This is a genomic window from Psychrobacter sp. AOP30-A2-5, from assembly GCF_052378115.1.
Taxonomy (GTDB): domain Bacteria; phylum Pseudomonadota; class Gammaproteobacteria; order Pseudomonadales; family Moraxellaceae; genus Psychrobacter.
In genome coordinates, this window is sequence record NZ_JBQSXK010000002.1 from 165,882 (window position 1) to 183,007 (window position 17,126).

At 43.3% G+C, this 17,126-nt stretch carries 13 protein-coding genes; 5 read left to right on the forward strand and 8 right to left on the reverse strand.

Annotation, left to right across the window (positions count from 1 at the left end; translation table 11 throughout):
- A complete protein-coding gene (locus ACT3S4_RS03055; protein ID WP_444760421.1) occupies nt 1–2,103 on the reverse strand; it encodes an Lnb N-terminal periplasmic domain-containing protein in 2,103 nt (700 codons plus the stop codon).
- Nucleotides 2,104–2,376: 273 nt separating this feature from the next.
- On the opposite strand from ACT3S4_RS03055, the gene ampD reads away from it, so the two are divergent.
- From ampD to ACT3S4_RS03070, 3 genes are all read left to right on the forward strand, one after another.
- Complete coding sequence (gene ampD / locus ACT3S4_RS03060) at nt 2,377–2,964, forward strand: 1,6-anhydro-N-acetylmuramyl-L-alanine amidase AmpD (RefSeq protein WP_444760422.1); 588 nt, start codon at nt 2,377–2,379, stop codon at nt 2,962–2,964.
- A gap of 187 nt (nt 2,965–3,151) precedes the next feature.
- Nucleotides 3,152–4,702 carry a murein biosynthesis integral membrane protein MurJ gene (gene murJ, locus ACT3S4_RS03065; protein ID WP_444760423.1) on the forward strand — a complete coding sequence of 517 codons (1,551 nt, stop codon included), beginning with the start codon at nt 3,152–3,154 and terminating at the stop codon, nt 4,700–4,702.
- A gap of 111 nt (nt 4,703–4,813) precedes the next feature.
- Nucleotides 4,814–5,443: a hypothetical protein gene (locus ACT3S4_RS03070; RefSeq protein ID WP_444760424.1), complete on the forward strand. Its 630-nt coding sequence runs from the start codon at nt 4,814–4,816 to the stop codon at nt 5,441–5,443.
- A 117-nt stretch (nt 5,444–5,560) separates the two neighbouring features.
- On the opposite strand, the gene ACT3S4_RS03075 is transcribed toward ACT3S4_RS03070, so the two are convergent.
- Nucleotides 5,561–6,160 (reverse strand): GNAT family N-acetyltransferase, encoded by a 600-nt coding sequence (locus ACT3S4_RS03075; RefSeq protein WP_444760425.1) that lies wholly within the window; start codon nt 6,158–6,160, stop codon nt 5,561–5,563.
- 263 nt (nt 6,161–6,423) lie between these two features.
- Between ACT3S4_RS03075 and ribF the strand changes: the two genes are divergently transcribed.
- Nucleotides 6,424–7,464, forward strand: coding sequence for a riboflavin biosynthesis protein RibF (gene ribF, locus ACT3S4_RS03080; RefSeq protein WP_444760426.1), 1,041 nt, complete (start codon nt 6,424–6,426; stop codon nt 7,462–7,464).
- A 106-nt stretch (nt 7,465–7,570) separates the two neighbouring features.
- On the opposite strand, the gene ACT3S4_RS03085 is transcribed toward ribF, so the two are convergent.
- The 4 genes from ACT3S4_RS03085 to ACT3S4_RS03100 all read right to left on the reverse strand — a co-directional run bounded on the left by ACT3S4_RS03085 (nt 7,571) and on the right by ACT3S4_RS03100 (nt 12,787).
- Entirely contained in the window at nt 7,571–7,810 is a 240-nt protein-coding gene (locus ACT3S4_RS03085) for a DUF2789 domain-containing protein (RefSeq protein WP_045444148.1), read from the reverse strand.
- 227 nt (nt 7,811–8,037) lie between these two features.
- Nucleotides 8,038–9,027 (reverse strand): malate dehydrogenase, encoded by a 990-nt coding sequence (locus tag ACT3S4_RS03090; protein ID WP_444760427.1) that lies wholly within the window; start codon nt 9,025–9,027, stop codon nt 8,038–8,040.
- A 399-nt stretch (nt 9,028–9,426) separates the two neighbouring features.
- Nucleotides 9,427–10,068, reverse strand: coding sequence for a ribonuclease T2 (locus ACT3S4_RS03095; RefSeq protein WP_444760428.1), 642 nt, complete (start codon nt 10,066–10,068; stop codon nt 9,427–9,429).
- Between the two features lie 580 nt (nt 10,069–10,648).
- Nucleotides 10,649–12,787, reverse strand: a complete 2,139-nt coding sequence (locus ACT3S4_RS03100) for a lytic transglycosylase domain-containing protein (RefSeq protein WP_201560636.1) — start codon at nt 12,785–12,787, stop codon at nt 10,649–10,651.
- 387 nt (nt 12,788–13,174) lie between these two features.
- On the opposite strand from ACT3S4_RS03100, the gene miaB reads away from it, so the two are divergent.
- Entirely contained in the window at nt 13,175–14,665 is a 1,491-nt protein-coding gene (gene miaB, locus ACT3S4_RS03105; RefSeq protein WP_201560635.1) for a tRNA (N6-isopentenyl adenosine(37)-C2)-methylthiotransferase MiaB, read from the forward strand.
- A 130-nt stretch (nt 14,666–14,795) separates the two neighbouring features.
- Here miaB and ACT3S4_RS03110 read toward each other — a convergent pair whose 3' ends face one another.
- Nucleotides 14,796–15,050: a hypothetical protein gene (locus ACT3S4_RS03110; protein WP_250164039.1), complete on the reverse strand. Its 255-nt coding sequence runs from the start codon at nt 15,048–15,050 to the stop codon at nt 14,796–14,798.
- 133 nt (nt 15,051–15,183) lie between these two features.
- Nucleotides 15,184–16,398, reverse strand: a complete 1,215-nt coding sequence (locus tag ACT3S4_RS03115; RefSeq protein WP_444760429.1) for an RtcB family protein — start codon at nt 16,396–16,398, stop codon at nt 15,184–15,186.
- Nucleotides 16,399–17,126 lie beyond the last annotated feature (728 nt).

Here is a 17,126-nt window from a genome sequence, read left to right on the forward strand (position 1 = left end):
TTAAAAATAGCGTCTGTACGACAGCTGGATGTCTTCATTGGCATCAACACGATCTTGCCATTCGTAGTTGGCATTAATGCGTAATGCTTGTTTTTTATCGATATCATACTGCAGCCCTAATGTCGATATCGGCTGCCAATAATGACCACGGGCATTAGACTCATCGCTGCTGCCATGATACCAATATGGCAGTTGCAATTCAGCCTGCGCGCGTAACTGATTGTTAATCTGATAACGACAGCCTGCATTGACGCCAGCACCAACGCGAAAGCCTTTATTGATACCGCGCCCTGCTTGCGCTGTGCCGGACAAAAAGGTATAGCATAGCTGCGGCGGCATCTCGCCTGTACCTGTGCGAGGCGTGCCAAATGCCCATGACCAACCTGATTCATAGCCCAAGCTCCCAACTAAATGATCGCGACCGTCTTGCTGGGAGCCATCATTCACACGCGTCGCCTCGATGCTAGCGCCCCAGGTTTTACCTTTTTTGGCAGAATTGACCGGATTAAATGAGCGCCCACGAATCAATGTCACATTTTGCAAAACCACACTGTTTGGCTGATTGGCTTTGTCATTATCGGTGTCGTACAGGCGCAAAGTCGCAGATGCGCCTTCTAAGTCAAAAAACTGTGGGAATCCTGAGGGACGATCGAGAATATCATGATAGCCCGCTCGTAAGCCCAAATCGATATAGTTATTATCACCGCGCTGCCCTAGTCCCATATGAGCCAGTTGCAGTGGATGTCTGTCTATTGGATTGTTATCTGATACCGCTATATTAGGCTGCAATAACGTCTGTCCATCAGCTGACATACTCGAAACCGCATTGAGTTGGGCAGATTTAATCTCATTGATCGTCTGTTTTGCGCTGTTGTGATAGCCGAATTGCTCGCGCTGCTCTTTAACCTTATTCAACTGCGCTTGGCGTAAAGTGCTATCGGCAGGAGTATAGTTGGTGCTGGCAAGTAAGCCTTCATCATCAAGCAACTGCACGACATCTGAGGGAATAACCGCATAAGGCAGCTGACTCAATAAGTGCTGCTGCGGACGCACCACATCAATTAAGCGTAAAATCTCAGACGCACAGTTATCTGTGGTGAAGTAATACGGCAATTTTAAATCTTTGGTTTCCCAAACGTGCAACATAATCTGCTGTACTTCCGCTGGAGTCAAATCCAATTGATACGTCCATGCGTCACGCTCGTCTTCTTGCAGATACTTGGCCAGCCTTGCGGGATAAGGGTCAATTTCAATGAGATTGTCATAACCGCCGGTCATTGACTTGATGGCATACACCACAAAATTGTCTTTTGGATTACCACCAACCGTATAATTCAGCGCAACCGCGTGATGAATCTGGCTCGGATCAGCCACGCTCGATTTTGAGTCGATACGCAATAAGGTATGAGCAAAGGCTGATAAAGGGTTGTCTAAATATTCTTGGGCAAACATGATAGAGAGCTGCTCGGGGGCAATCTTCTGCATCCATTCATTCAATTCGGGACAGTCAACTTGTAGCGTCGCCTTATCAATGTTCAATGTATCGGTCAACCATTGTACACGCGCTGGAAAACGACATAATACCGAATTGTTGGCAGTATTTTTTTTGACAGTACGGTTATTCGTCGTCGCTACCTCATTAGCGAGAGCGACGAGTAATGCATCTAGCTCGGCAGCTGAATCATGCTGTCCATTCTCACTTAAAAAAAAGTCAGCCTCATCAACCATGCTGGTGTTTTTTTTCTTACCAATCAAATTCTTTTGATCATCAAAGAAATATAATAAACGTCGCCATGTCGTATGTTGGGCTAAGTTTTGCGTTGCTGCTTGCTCACGCCACTTGGCTAATAATTGCTCAGCGTTACTTTTTTCTAGCCCTTGGGTATCTTCTGGAGCGTCATTATTTGGCGTATTATTAGCGATTGCAGCAGCTTGCGGCGTAGGCGCTAATGCCTCTGTCGTTACTAATGATGATGGGGTTGGCAAAAAAGCTTGCGTTTGTGCAGAGAGTAGCAATCCTGCAATAGCAAGTGGTAAACGCGCTCGTTGACTCATAGTAGTTAGGGTACAATCTACAGATAAAAAATTAGGCTTTAGAGACATGGGGTAAACCTCGCACGTTATTATTCATACGCCGATAGCGTGATTGATGGCTGGTTGATAATGCCGATTGGATCGTCCACTAAAATAACCTCAAAAACCATATAAGAGCTAGATCATTGAAATATCTTAGTCAAAGTGGCTGTTATCAAAGTTGTTACTATCAAAGCTACTGTTATCAAGGTAGCTATTATCAGACTGGCTATTGATTGATAAAAATGGCTAGCAACCAGCGGTCAATGCCCACTTATTAATATCATGATAAAAGAGAATATTATGTCCATAACACCCATAACGATTAACGATGGCAGATTATCAGCAGCCACATACCTTGCATCACCAAACTGCAATCTGCGACCAACAGATATGAGTATTGATACTATTGTTATTCATAATATCAGCCTACCTCCGAACGAGTTCGGAGCATCTGATGCTGACGGCACCCATTACGTTAAAGCATTATTTACTAATCAGCTAGACTGGGCGGCGCATCCCTATTTTCAAACGATTAAAGGCGCGGAGGTTTCGGCTCACTTATTTATCGAGCGTGATGGCGCGATAACTCAGTTTGTTAATTTTAATGAGCGCGCGTGGCATGCTGGACGCTCTAGCTATTTGGGTCGCCCTGAATGTAATGATTATAGCATCGGTATTGAGCTTGAAGGGTCTGATTTTGTGTCCTTCACCGCCGCACAATATGAGGTACTTGCAAAAGTGGTCTGTGCCATTTATGCCGCCTACCCCAAAACTCGTCGTCATCTAGCAGGTCATAGCGATATTGCCCCTGGTCGCAAAACAGATCCCGGTGATTATTTTGAATGGGCAAGATTGCGTGAGATGGTCGCCAACATTCTTGAGGGTTAAGTCATATGGATAATTATTTTGTCAATCCTGTTAAAAGCTCTATTAACTGTACACAGCATATTCCACATCCAATCCATTTATCTCGATTACGAAAATGCTATAATCCGTCAGCTTTTTGATAGCAGCAACTTAGTAAACAACCATCAGTAAACAACCTTCATTAAACAAATTAGCACAATAGGTTCTCATGGCAAAAAGTCGGTTATTTCGTTCAACCATGGTGGTCAGTAGTATGACCATGCTGTCTCGTATCTTAGGTCTGGTACGCGATGTCGTATTGTTAGGCGTCTTTGGCGCTGGTGGTCTGATGGATGCCTTTTTAGTCGCCTTCAAAATCCCAAACTTTTTGCGGCGTTTATTTGCAGAAGGTGCCTTTAGTCAAGCCTTTGTCCCTGTACTGTCCGAATACAAAGAAAAATATAGTTTGCAGCAGGTACAAATCTTAGTCAGTCGTACTTCAGGCGCTCTGTTGTTAATTTTGTCGATGCTTACTGTGGTTGTTATTTTAATGGCACCGTGGGTCGTGACTTTATTCGCGCCTGGTTTTGCGGATCAACCAGGTAAGTTTGCTATTACCGCTGAATTACTGCGTCTGACCTTTCCTTATTTGCTATTTATTTCTATGACCGCCTTTGCCAGTGGCATTTTACAAAGCTACGGACGCTTTGCTGCGCCTGCTTTTGCACCCGTGTTATTGAACCTATGTATGATTGGTGGTGCGCTAATTTTTGCTCCTATGTTCGATGTTCCTATCATGGCGCTAGGCTATGCAGTCGCTATCGCAGGATTGTTGCAATTCTTACTGCAGCTACCGCAGCTATGGCAACAAAAGCTGCTGGTCGCACCCAAAATCGACTTTCAGCATGAAGGCGTTCGCCGTATTTTAAAACTCATGCTGCCTGCTATCTTTGGTGTCTCTGTCACTCAGATTAATCTGCTGCTCAATACCATTTTTGCGTCATTGATGATTGGCGGCTCGGTTTCTTGGCTGTATGCCGCAGAGCGTATGAGTGAGCTGCCATTAGGCTTGATTGGCGTGGCAATCGGTACAGTCATTTTGCCAAGCCTATCAAAAAGCGAGGCGCAAAAAGACGATGTTAGCTTTAAAAAGACCATCGATTGGGCGGCACGCTTAATCATTTTAGTCGGTGTTCCGGCATCAGCAGCGTTGTTTATACTTGCCGATGTACTGATGCAAGCGCTGTTTTTGCGCGGTGAGTTTACCTTACGCGATGCGCAGATGAGTTCGCTCGCATTACGTAGTATGGCTGGTGGTATTTTAGGCTTTATGCTTATTAAAATCTTTGCCCCTGCTTTTTTTGCCCGTCAAGATACCAGAACACCTGTAAAAATCGGTATCATTTCTGTCTTTGCCAACATGGTTTTTAGTGTCATTTTCATCGGTATATTTTATTTCTTAGAGATTCCGCTACATGGCGGCTTGGCATTAGCAACCACGGGCGCGGCCTTTGTTAACGCAGGCTTATTATATTACTTCTTACATAAACGTGATATTTTCCGCTTTGGCAGCCATTGGAAGAAACTATTCACCCAGTTTGCGATTGCGACCAGCGCTATGATTGGCGTACTTTATGTCATGCTGTCTTACTTCCCTAGCGATGATGCTCAATGGCGACGTATCGCCGCTTTGCTCATTATGTGTGCCGTGGGAGCACTGGTTTATGGCGTGGTATTACTAGCCACTGGTTTCCGTCCACGCCAGCTAAAGCATGGTTAAGCAGCTTCACTTACGAAACCAAAACAAGCTTAGTAAGAGAATGGATAGTGAATGACGCGGATAGTTGCCATAATTAACCATTAACGAATAAATGAAATCTGAGGGCTAATAATGACAACCAAACGAGTAACCTTGCTACGCTTACCAACTATCCTGACTGCTGGTGTCCTTAGCACTGGACTGCTTTTAAGTGCTTGTAGCGATAACGATAAGACAGCTAATAGTGCCGAAGATACGGCAGCCATCGCTGAAGGCAGTTCTGATAAAAGCATTGATGCTGAAAATAGCGCTGCTAATCAAACGTCAGCAATGGATACGAATAGCACAGTTGGCAGCGAGCAGATGACTGACAATAGTAAAGATGAAACGGCTATTGATAGTGATGATATCAATCCAGTCACCTCTGCAACCAAGCAAAAGAGCCTCGTAACCAATCCCACCCAAGCTGGTACGCCGGAACATACTGTAAAGCAAGCACTAGATAGCTTGTATTATGGCGAGGTAAAAGAAGCCGTTAAATATTATAAAGTAGATATGGCAAACTTCGAAGAAGAGCTGGCTAAAACCCAGTATGCCTTTCAGCAAACCGTCGATGGCGTCACTATTACCGATACTCAATATAACGATGATAAAACCCGTGCCACCATCATTGGGGAGCTGATGTTAAAAGGACAAAGTGCGCCTGCACCGTTGACTTATGAGCTGCAAAAAATTGAAGGTCAATGGAAAATCCTAGGATAAGACGCCTTGCTGTCCTCATTTAAAATCACTTTAGCTTAAGTTATTTTAGCTTAAGTCACTTGAACTTGGACTATCTTATCTTCAATGATTTTATTTGATACCAATCTAAATTTAATATTAATCTGACGACACTGGCTTGCCAAGCATTACAACATCAGCGATAAAGCCTTGCATATCACACACTTTTGGCATATATCCCCATTGCTCAAAACCAAGCTTACGGAATAGCCCTAAGCTTGGCTGATTGTGCGCAAAAATAAGCGCGATCACATTATGAATGCCTAGGCTTGGCGCTTGTGTCAACATCCAGCATGTCAATAAGCTGCCCAACCCTTGACCGTGATAATCCTGATGCAAGTAGATACTAATCTCAGTACTGATATGATAAGCCGGTCGTGCATATAAATCGCTAAAGCTACCCCAAGCGACGATTGTTGCTGTCTCTGTTTTCGCTGCATTCTGCGTGGTCTTATGCATCGCTTTTACGACATAAATAGGACGCGTCGGACTGTTTATATGCTCATCAAACCAATCTGCACGCTCTTCACAAGTCACTGGGGTAAGATTGGCAGTGGCTTGCTTACCTGCAATAGCCTGATTGTAAATCGCCAAAATCTCTGACAAGTCGTCTCTACTTGCACGCTGCACGACAAACTCATCCGTGAGATAGTGTTCTAACAAAACAGTTGGTACAGCATTCAAGGCAGCAACGGACATAAGGTCTCCGTAATTATTAATTAATAGTCTATGAGTGATAATTGTTGCAAGACAATCCATCCATAAAGAGGGTCATTACAAAAGCATGTGCACAAACATCACGGTATTTTAAGATGACAGAGCGGATAGCGCCATACTTTTATTGTCAGTAGACTATAGGATGTTAGTGTGGTCATTTTACTTTATAATGGCTGATTTTAAACACATTGATTTTGGTACGGGTGTGTTTTTTATCTGGTTTTATCTATCATAGCTGAAAATTTATGAACACCTATTTTCTTGAGCAACTGATTGCCTCGCCAAGTAATTTGACTGCAAATACTAGTCCAGTAGATTTAGCGCCCTGTGTGCTCACTATCGGTAACTTCGATGGTGTCCATCTCGGTCATCAAGCGATGCTTGAACAAGTCCGTGATATTGCCCATGCACAAAATCTTGGTTCTGCTGTCATGATATTTGAGCCACAGCCTCGTGAATTTTTTGCGCCAGCAACCGCGCCTGCTCGCCTCACCAATCTCGCTGAAAAACAAGCTTTGTTAGCAGAATATGGCGTTGAGACCTTGATTGTGGCAGGATTTGATGCAGAGTTTCGCTCGCTATCCGCCCAAGCATTTGCGGATCTCTTAGCTCTGCGCTTAAATGTCAAAGCGTTGGTGTTGGGTGATGACTTCAAATTTGGTCATGACCGTACTGGCGACAGTCAGTTTTTGCGGAATTATGGCTTAGATGTGACCAATCTACATACCGTCATCGATGATAGTGGCAAAGCGGCACGTATCAGCTCTACTCGCGTTCGGGACTTACTATTGGCTGGTGATATTGACGCTGCTAATGCGCTACTTGGTCGCGATTATGCGATTACAGGAATGGTCATTGGTGGCGATAAAATAGGTCGCACCATGGACTTTCCTACTGCGAATATTGACCTACAGCGTTTAAAACCTGCCCTGCATGGTATCTTTGCTGTTGATGTCGTCAGCCTCGACGAGGATGGGCAAGTGATTGCTGATGGCTTATCGGCACTTGCTATAGATGGCAAATCAGGTATCTCAGGATTACGTTCCAATAGCCTCTTTGGGACAGCCAATATTGGCACCAGACCCTCTGTCGATAAACAACATGATTGGCGTTTGGAAGTGCATTTCCCAGAATTAAATGCCGATTTATATGGATTAACTTTACAGGTTCGATTTTTGCATTATTTACATGGTGAACGACATTATGATGGCTTAGAAGCATTAAAAATAGGCATCCATAATGATGTGAAAGCATTGATTGAGTGGCGAGAGCAGCAGCCCAGTTAGGTTACTATTAAGCTTAAATGCGGGCGTCGATATTTATAATTTATAAAAAAACCCACAGCGTTTGTGGGTTTTTATTTAATAATTCGTTTTTTAATAATTCTTTTTTCTAAGCATCTGGATGCATACGTACGTTTAAGTCATCGATGACCTCTACCCATTCCGCATCTTTTTCCCATTCTTCTTGTAGAAAAGCACGCTGATTGTCTGTCCAAATGCTCGCTTCTATCAACTTCTCTTCTTTATCCAACTGATTATTTTCAATAAAACTATCAATCGCTGCATCTGAGCTATCAAGTCCCAACTGTGCAAATAATTCATTCATATTGTATTCTGGTTCACCCAACATGTTTTTCTCCTTAAATGGTACGAGTGTCTTTGTGTTTATTATCTAAATTGACACATTTATTGTAGCAAGCTTTATTTTAATAGCTGTTAATCAACGTGTATCTAACGTTATCAATTGTATTTGGATAGGCAGACAAGACACAAAAAAGCCCTCTAATGTAGAGGGCTTTGTTAGATCAATTTCTATAAAACAGCTTTATGACATGATAATATCGTGACATTGGCGGCTTATGGAAGCAGGTGTGCTACCGCATCACGTTCTTCGCTAAGCTCTTGCTCAGTCGCTGCCATTTTCTCTTTAGAGAAATCTGATGACACATCAACGCCATCTACGATAGACCAGTCGCCGTTAGTGCATGTGCATGGGAATGAGTAGATTAAGCCTTTTGCGATACCGTATTCGCCGTTTGAATAAACGCCCATTGATACCCAATCATTCTCATCAGTACCCAATGCCCACGTACGTACGTGTGCAATGGCCGCGTTGGCAGCAGAAGCGGCAGATGATGCACCGCGTGCTTTAATGATTGCAGCGCCACGTTGTTGTACTTCTGGGATATAAGTCGCTTCGTACCATTCGCGATCAACCAAATCTAATGCAGGCTTACCGTTGATAGTAGCAGCAGTCAGATCAGGATACTGCGTTGATGAATGGTTGCCCCAGATGATCATTTTTTTCACGTCATTTACTGTGCTGTCAGTTTTGCCAGCCAACTGTGCCATGGCACGGTTATGATCTAGACGAGTCATCGCAGTGAAGTTACGTGGATCAAGATCTGGTGCATTACGCTGAGCGATAAGGGCGTTGGTGTTGGCAGGGTTACCGACAACCAATACTTTTACGTCACGGCTTGCAACGTCATTCAATGCTTTACCTTGTGCTGAGAAAATCGCAGCGTTGGCTTCTAGCAAATCTTTACGTTCCATACCTGGACCACGCGGACGTGAACCGACTAGTAGAGCATAGTCAACATCTTTGAATGCAACGGTCGCATCATCAGTCTGCACAATACCTGCTAATAAAGGGAATGCACAATCTTCTAATTCCATGACCACACCCTTTAGGGCGTCAAGTGCTGGAGCGATTTCAAGCAATTGCAAAATAACTGGCTGATCTTTACCTAGCATCTCGCCAGATGCAATACGAAATAACATAGCATAGCTGATATTACCAGCGGCACCAGTGACGGCAACACGTAAAGGCTGTTTCATTGACATTGAATACTCCCTAATTATAGATTAGATAATTCATGATTCTGATTGATGGTTCTAATGGATGACTATCGTTGTAAATAGCGACTTGCCTACTGAATATAGCAGTCATAAACCGAGAGCTAGTGTAGCACTTCGTTCAGCAAATCGTCTAGAGACAATAAGACGCCGACCACCGATTATATTGTTACATTTTATACGGGAGGATTTTTATACCTACTGTAAACCTATACGGATACAGTGCTAGAAAGCAATAAAGGACAGCTGATAACAGCATTGAGAAGCGTTGTATACAGTGGATACAACACTTAAAATAAGCGAATATTGCTAGAAATCGCTGCTTATAAATATCGTAAAGAAGGTCAGCGAATACTGATAAAAGACGTTTGAAAAGGTGGTAAAAAACTATTTTCCACCCGAAATGACGAACTTACTGCCGCAATTATCTACAACATCATGACATGTGCCAAATTCGCTCCCTTCATAACAAATATGGATATCTGTCAATGTTGATTGACGACGACTGCCTGCTTGGCAAATCAAGTCAATACTGTTTGAGGACATGCCACTGTTAAGCTGGGTCATCTGACTGATAAATCGAGATTTAGAAACCGTATAGCTATTACCCGTATTAAGCTCGTTAGGCAGCTTTAATGCACCAGCGTAATTGGTAATCTGGCGGAAATAACTACTGGCACTAAGTGGACTACACGCCCCATAACGCTGCCAAGCTTGGCTACGTACTGTCGTATCGGGCATAATGCGGTTGACGACTTTTAACTGTAACGGTGTCAGACGTGGCTCACTACCGCGTCCACAGCGCTCACCATAGCCCATATCTAGACCTGATACTGTCAACGAATAACCTTCCAAGCATTGACGCATGCGGGCACGCGTCGGCTGTAGGCTACACAATGCTGGCGTCATCTCAATCATCAACACACGCTGTCCGCTCTTAACAGCGCTCGCGGCATGTACCGGCATCATCATAATGCCTTGCAATATCACTAATGCACCGATACTTAGCGTCGTATTTAGTTTATCCATAGATGTATTAGTTATCGAGCTTGCATGACATTGAGCTAAATGCTTGACAGTTTTAGTCGCTGAATATTTTTTTGATTGGTTTAAATCTGGCGTCAGAGTAGATAGCGAGCGCACCTGCATCTGCTGAATAGATGACTGATGCCTAACTTTAGATAACAGGGACAGATTGAAATATTTTTTGATCATAGGGGCTGAAGGCATCTAGCAATGATAAAAACATGGGCTATCGTTTAGCTCATAGTGTTCGACGTATAAACACTGATAAAACTAAGAATAGAGCTAACAAAAATGTGTGCGTTGATTGATAAGCACTTATTATAAGCACGTATAAAAGACACTAATTGATGCAATGGTAGCAAAACGTTTTTTTTAATCTATAGCAGAAACGTAAACATAAGCTAATGCGGGCATCAACAATACAAAAATGTTACAACGTTAGCATGTCATCATCAGCGAGGTTGGGCGTCGAATTAGGCATATCGTCAAGACAAAACTAGTTTTGATTGCACGATCAAAAGTGACATAAAAAAACCATTAATGATTGCTCACGAATGGTTTTTTTGGTTTATACATTAGCATTTTAGAACGCGGCAGGTATCGTGCCCATGCGCTGGCTAATAGGCTGACTACGACCTAATAGACTGCTATAAATGGTGGCATTTTCCATCACGTGCTTAACGTAATTACGGGTTTCAGGAAAGGCAATCGACTCGACGTACTGGTCGGCTGCGAGCGAACCATATACTGGTTGCCAACGCTTGGCATTGTTCGGACCCGCATTATAACCAGCCGTTGCCAACACAGGTTGACGGTTTAGCTTACCGAAAATATCACCCATATACCACGTGCCATAACGAATATTGGTATCGCCACTATTGGCACGGCTGGCGCTATAGGTCTCACCTAAATTTCGAGCAATATATTTTGCTGTGTCAGGCATCACCTGCATCAAACCACTGGCACCAACGTTTGAGCGTGCTGATGCAACAAAGCGACTTTCTTGACGCATGATGCCATAAGCCCAAGCAGGATCGATACCAGCAGACTGACTATAACGTACGACTGCATCTTGATGCGGCATCGGATGTGATAACGCTAAGCTGTCTACTCTATCAGTATTATCGACGGCATAAATTGCTCGGTCGAGCCAGCCCATATCATAGGCTTGACGAGCAGCGGCAATAATCAAGTTATCATCACGCTTGTCGCGCGCCTGCTTTACCGCCCAGTTCCATTCACGATTGGCATAGGCACGGCTGGCGTCAGCATTATATAGAGCAAAAGCACGCGCAAAGTTGGCATCTTGCATAACCCGTGCGCGATCAGCAGTACTGACATTTGGTAAGTTATTACCACCCAAACGACTGGCATCAAAACGCTGACCCACTTTATCCTTTGCCATTAAGCCATAATAGTCATTATTTTTTGCCAAGTTTTGATACATTTTTTTAGCAGTATTACGCTTGTTAGCATCGCTTGATTGCTCGTAAGCGCGAGCCAGCCAATATTGCCACTGATCACTTTTTTGGGTTTCAGCCTCCATTTTTGAGATGGCTTCGACCACATCATCCCAGCGGCTAAAGCGAATCGCTGCCATGGCATAATCTTCGGCTTCTTCAAAATTAAAATCTTCGTCTAGGCTATTGCGGAACCAATCAACCGCCTCAGCATTAAAACCATCATCCGTATTATGATTCATACGTTGCACCCCAAGGATGCGATACGCATAGCGACGAGTCTCCGCATTCAACAATTTAACTGAACGCTGATTGTCTTGCTTAACATCAAAATCTAACTGTAATGCAGCTTCACGGTAAGACTTGTCAGCAACGCGTCCCATGGCATATAGATATAAGTATTGATTGTTTTGACTGGCAGGTTCTCGACTAAAACGGCTAAAAAAAGCAGACGGATTCAGTTGAATCTCACTCAATGCTGAATAAGCAATGGGCGTTCCTAAACGTGATGACAATGCCATAATGTCACCCGTTTTGCCTTTGCGTAACATACGCTTGAGACGCGCCGCGCGATCCTGATTGCTAATCAGCGCGTTATTATTCATCTCCATCGCGAGCTGGTCACACAAGGCGGGCTGCTTTTTGGTCGTCAACCAAACTTCAGATTTGGCTGCCATAGCCCGCATAGTATCGCCGCCATTATTGAACCCAAGCGCAACCGCACAGCGCTCACTGGCATCCGCATTGGTAATCAAATTCGCAACTTGGCGTACTGAGGCGTAATCATTGGAGCCTGCTTTAGTCTCAGCAAAATCCGCCACCAGCTTTTCTGCCATCACCGTATTTGGATATTGACGCACAAACTGTGACACTGCCGCCGAACTTTGCGAATTAAGATCCAAATTCATCCGCCAATAAGTGGGATACATAGCAAACAAACCGCCGCTCATTGCTTGCTCATAATTGTATAAAGCACTGACATCACCGCGTTCTGCCGCAATTGCCGCTGCTGTAAATGAGCTCGCACCATTGTCCGACTGATAGCCACTGTTTTGTTGATAGCTGCCTTCTTGCTGATAACTGTCCTCTTCGCCCCACGTCAGCTCAGCACAAGCCACCTGTGACAATCCTAGCGCACTCATTGCTGTCGCCAAACTTAACGCACTGACTCGTAGCGTCCTTGCTTTCATTCGTTTTGCATCTTCATTTTGCTTAATAGATTCTCTATCCTTGATGCTATGAGCAACCTGCGGCTTTGTCATACTGACTCTCTTTGTAATGTGTCCAAATGATTTGGCTAAATAATATATTTAGCATAACAATGCCAAAACGGCGTAAATCGCGATTTAATCAATCGCGCTAATATGGTCGCATTCATCATACTATACTCGTTGCACTTTCAACCATCACCTTTACCTTTTGTTAATAAATACGATAGCACGGTGTAACATAGAAGTGATAGCAAGCCATAATTTTTGCCAAACGCGTTACTAGTAGCAGTAAATAATTGATACTGTTATAAATAATTTATCATAACGACCAACAATTGACGCTGCTAATTTTTCACATTGTCATAGGGTTGTGATAAAATACGCCACCTGCTAATCACCTATCACGCTATATTTTTAGTCAATCATGGACTTATCCTTATGAGTGTTACTGTATTTAATCCCCGCATCGATGACACTGCTGTCGCTGAAACAACCGCTACTGCGCCTGCTGTCACTGCACTCAAAGAATCAAGTTCAGCCCAAGCACCTGTCAAATCAGCGACTAAGAAAGTCTTTGTCACCACACAGGGCTGTCAGATGAACGTCTATGATTCTGGCAAAATGCTGGATGTGCTCGGTGATTCCCACGGTATGGAAGTCACACACGATATCGATGAAGCTGATGTATTACTCATGAATACCTGCTCTATCCGCGAAAAAGCGCAAGAAAAGGTGTTTTCAGAATTGGGTCGCTGGCGCAAATTAAAAGAAAAGCGCCCTGATCTTGTGATCGGTGTTGGCGGCTGTGTTGCCTCACAAGAAGGCGATAACATTCAAAAGCGCGCGCCTTACGTCGATATGGTATTTGGCCCGCAAACATTGCATCGTCTGCCAGAGCTATATGATCAATCAAATGAACAACGTGAAATCGCGCCTAAAAACCGTATCGGTACGATTGATGTGTCATTCCCGAGTATCGAAAAGTTTGATTTTTTACCTGAGCCAAGAGTAGAAGGATTTAAAGCCTTTGTCTCTATCATGGAAGGTTGCTCAAAATATTGCTCATTTTGCGTGGTTCCTTATACCCGCGGTGAAGAATTGTCTCGCCCACTCGATGACGTATTGGCTGAGATTGATAGCTTAGCAGCGCAAGGTGTGCGTGAAATCAATCTATTGGGGCAAAACGTCAACGGCTATCGCGGTGAAAAAGACGACGGCAGCATTTGCCGTTTCGCTGAGCTGTTACATTATGTCTCGCATGTTGATGGTGTCGAGCGTATTCGCTATACGACCAGCCATCCGCTAGAGTTCACTGATGACATCATTGATGCCTATGCACAATTGCCAGAGCTGGTTTCTCACTTGCATCTGCCTGTTCAAAGTGGCTCAAACGCTATCTTGGCAGCGATGAAGCGCAATCACACAATTGATGTCTATATCAATCAGATTAATAAGCTTAAAGCCGTTCGTCCTGATATTCACTTATCTAGCGACTTTATCATTGGCTTCCCTGGCGAGACGGATCAAGATTTCCAAGATACTTTAAATCTAGCCAAAGAATTGAACTTCGATCACTCTTACAGCTTTATCTACTCTAAACGTCCAGGCACGCCAGCGGCTGAGTTACCAGATGATGTGAGTTTCAAAACTAAAAAAGAGCGCTTGGCAGAATTCCAAAAAGTCATCATTGATTCAACGCTAGCGAAAACGCATGAGATGGTCGGCACCACGACACGTGTGTTGGTGGAACAAGTTGCAAACCGTCATCCTGATTGCTTAATCGGTACGGCAGATAACACCCGTACGGTTATGTTCCCTCATGATGTCGAAAAAATGGATGAGATGTTGGGTAAACTCGTGAGCGTACGTATTACTGATTTCGTCAGTCCGCACATGGTAAAAGGCGAGCTAATCGAAGTGCTTGCTTAACACTTTATAAAATATACTCGTAGTGTGCTTTCTAAGCCCTCTTTACCCAATAGTTTAAAACAAGAAAAGCCGTTCACTATCATAGCGAACGGCTTTTTTTGTTTAAATTTAAAATTAAGATGAACGATTGCTATTCCGATAACCAGTCCGTTTGACGCAATTGCTGCTTGGTCTCACGGCGACGTTTTTTTCGGACGATATCGATATCCTCCTTTTCGTGAATACCACCTTTTCTTAATAGTGGGTCCAATGCCAAATAGTTGCGCGGCTTGATTGTGCCTAGTGAGTGCTGGGCACCTGTCAAATTTTGACGTTCTAACTGCGCTTGCTGTTCTAACTGCCGCTCAATCTGTTTGGCCTTTTTTAAGGTTTGTTTTAAGCTCATATTGTTGCCTATATTTTTAATACTTTTGATATACCAATGCCGAAAATTATCTTAGCGAGGAAAATGAGCGAAAATTGTACATTCAGTACATTAAGCAAATTTGACGACGCTAAGATGATTTTCAGGCTTGGTATTAGCCTTTAATACACATGACTTGCTTAAGCGTATGCACCACTTCTACCAAATCAGCTTGATTCGCCATTACTTCATCAATGTCTTTATAAGCACCGGGTATTTCATCGATGACGCCTTTATCTTTGCGACATTCGACACCATCTGTCTGCGCTTTTAACTCATCAATAGTGAACGCTCGCATGGCTTTACCACGGCTCATCTGTCGTCCTGCCCCGTGCGAGCAAGAGCAAAACGATTCCTCTGCGCCTAGACCGCGCACAATAAAAGACTTTGCGCCCATAGAGCCTGGGATAATGCCGAGCTCACCTGCATAAGCACTGATCGCACCTTTACGAGTGACATAGACTTGCTCACCGAAATGCACCTCTTCATTGACATAATTATGATGGCAATTGATGGCTTCTTTGGTCAACTGAAATTGCGGTAACCCCGCTTGTGGCGACTGCAATGACTTGATGACCAAGCGCATCATCTCACGGCGATTTTCTAGCGCGTAATCCTGCGCCCAGCCCACCGCTTCAACATAATCAGCAAAGCTATCAGACCCTTCAGCAAAGTACGACAAATCATGATCTGGCACATGACCAAAGCGCGATTGACGCTCTTTTTTGGCAAGGTTAATAAAGTACTGGCCAATACAATTACCAATACCGCGACTTCCAGAGTGCAGCATTACCCAGACGTCTTTGTTTTCATCCAAGCAAAGCTCAATGAAATGATCGCCACCACCCAGTGTACCGAGCTGCTTTGCCCAAGTGCGCTCAAAACCTTTGAGCATTTTGAGCAAACCTGGATGCTTATCAGTAATCGGCTTTAAGCGCTTGCCTAGTGGATCAAGCGTTGAGTTCTTGGCTTGGATTTGTTTGTGCATGTTGAAGCCAACAGGTACTTGCTGCTCAATGATCGACCGCAATGACTTTAAACTGTCAGGCAGATGACTCGCTGTCAGTGACAAACGCACCGCATTCATACCGCAGCCGATATCCACACCAACGGCGGCAGGAATGATGGCTGATTTAGTCGGAATCACACTACCGACTGTAGCACCTTTGCCAACATGCACGTCAGGCATAACTGCAATGTGTGAGTGTACAAACTCCAACTGGGCTAAATTGCGTAGTTGCTGTATCGCTCCTTGCTCAACATCCGAGGTATAAATTTTGACTGGTACGCCGTGTTTACGATTTTCGTTTAATACTAATTGAATGCTCATAATTTATATTTTCTATTTTATTATTTTGGAACCATGTAACGTATTTTTCATTTATCTATTTTTACAATTTTTAGACATTACTTATCCATCTCAATTAAACAAAACGTTTAATAAGAATGTTATTTAATAATCTATAAAATTTAGGCAATAAAATACCGTATTTCTATTAAATGAAAAATTAATAGACATGCATGGTTAGTTTATTATGGACGTTTTAAAGGAAGATTTTACCGTACCAAAATTGAAAGCATAAAAATTATGCATACAGAAGGGCATACGTTAAACGATGGCGTAAGTAACCTAATTGGTAATAGCGGTAAAGTAAAATGTTAGATAAACAGACAGCAGTAAGCGCAATATGGCTTAGCACGATCGCAGAGCGATTTTGGCACGGTAGACTTAGAAGAGGAATAGCGCAAGTAGATACAGAAGACTATGCGTTGATATCATTCAATAGGATATCACTCAGTAGCTTATATATAAATTCAGCCAAACCTGTTCGAAGTCGTCATTGCTGTCAGGTAGTTTACACATTCAATCTTTAAAAACGTCTTGATAGTTAAATAGGACACGATGATTCCTCCGTAGGTTGTGGCTAATTATTGTAGACAATAATAGCAGACTTATTGGGATGACTTATCGCTTACATAGAAGCTAATAAATAGATGTAGCAATAATAACGATTTAAAAAATAAAGTCAATAATTAATTTTAATTAAATAAAAAAAT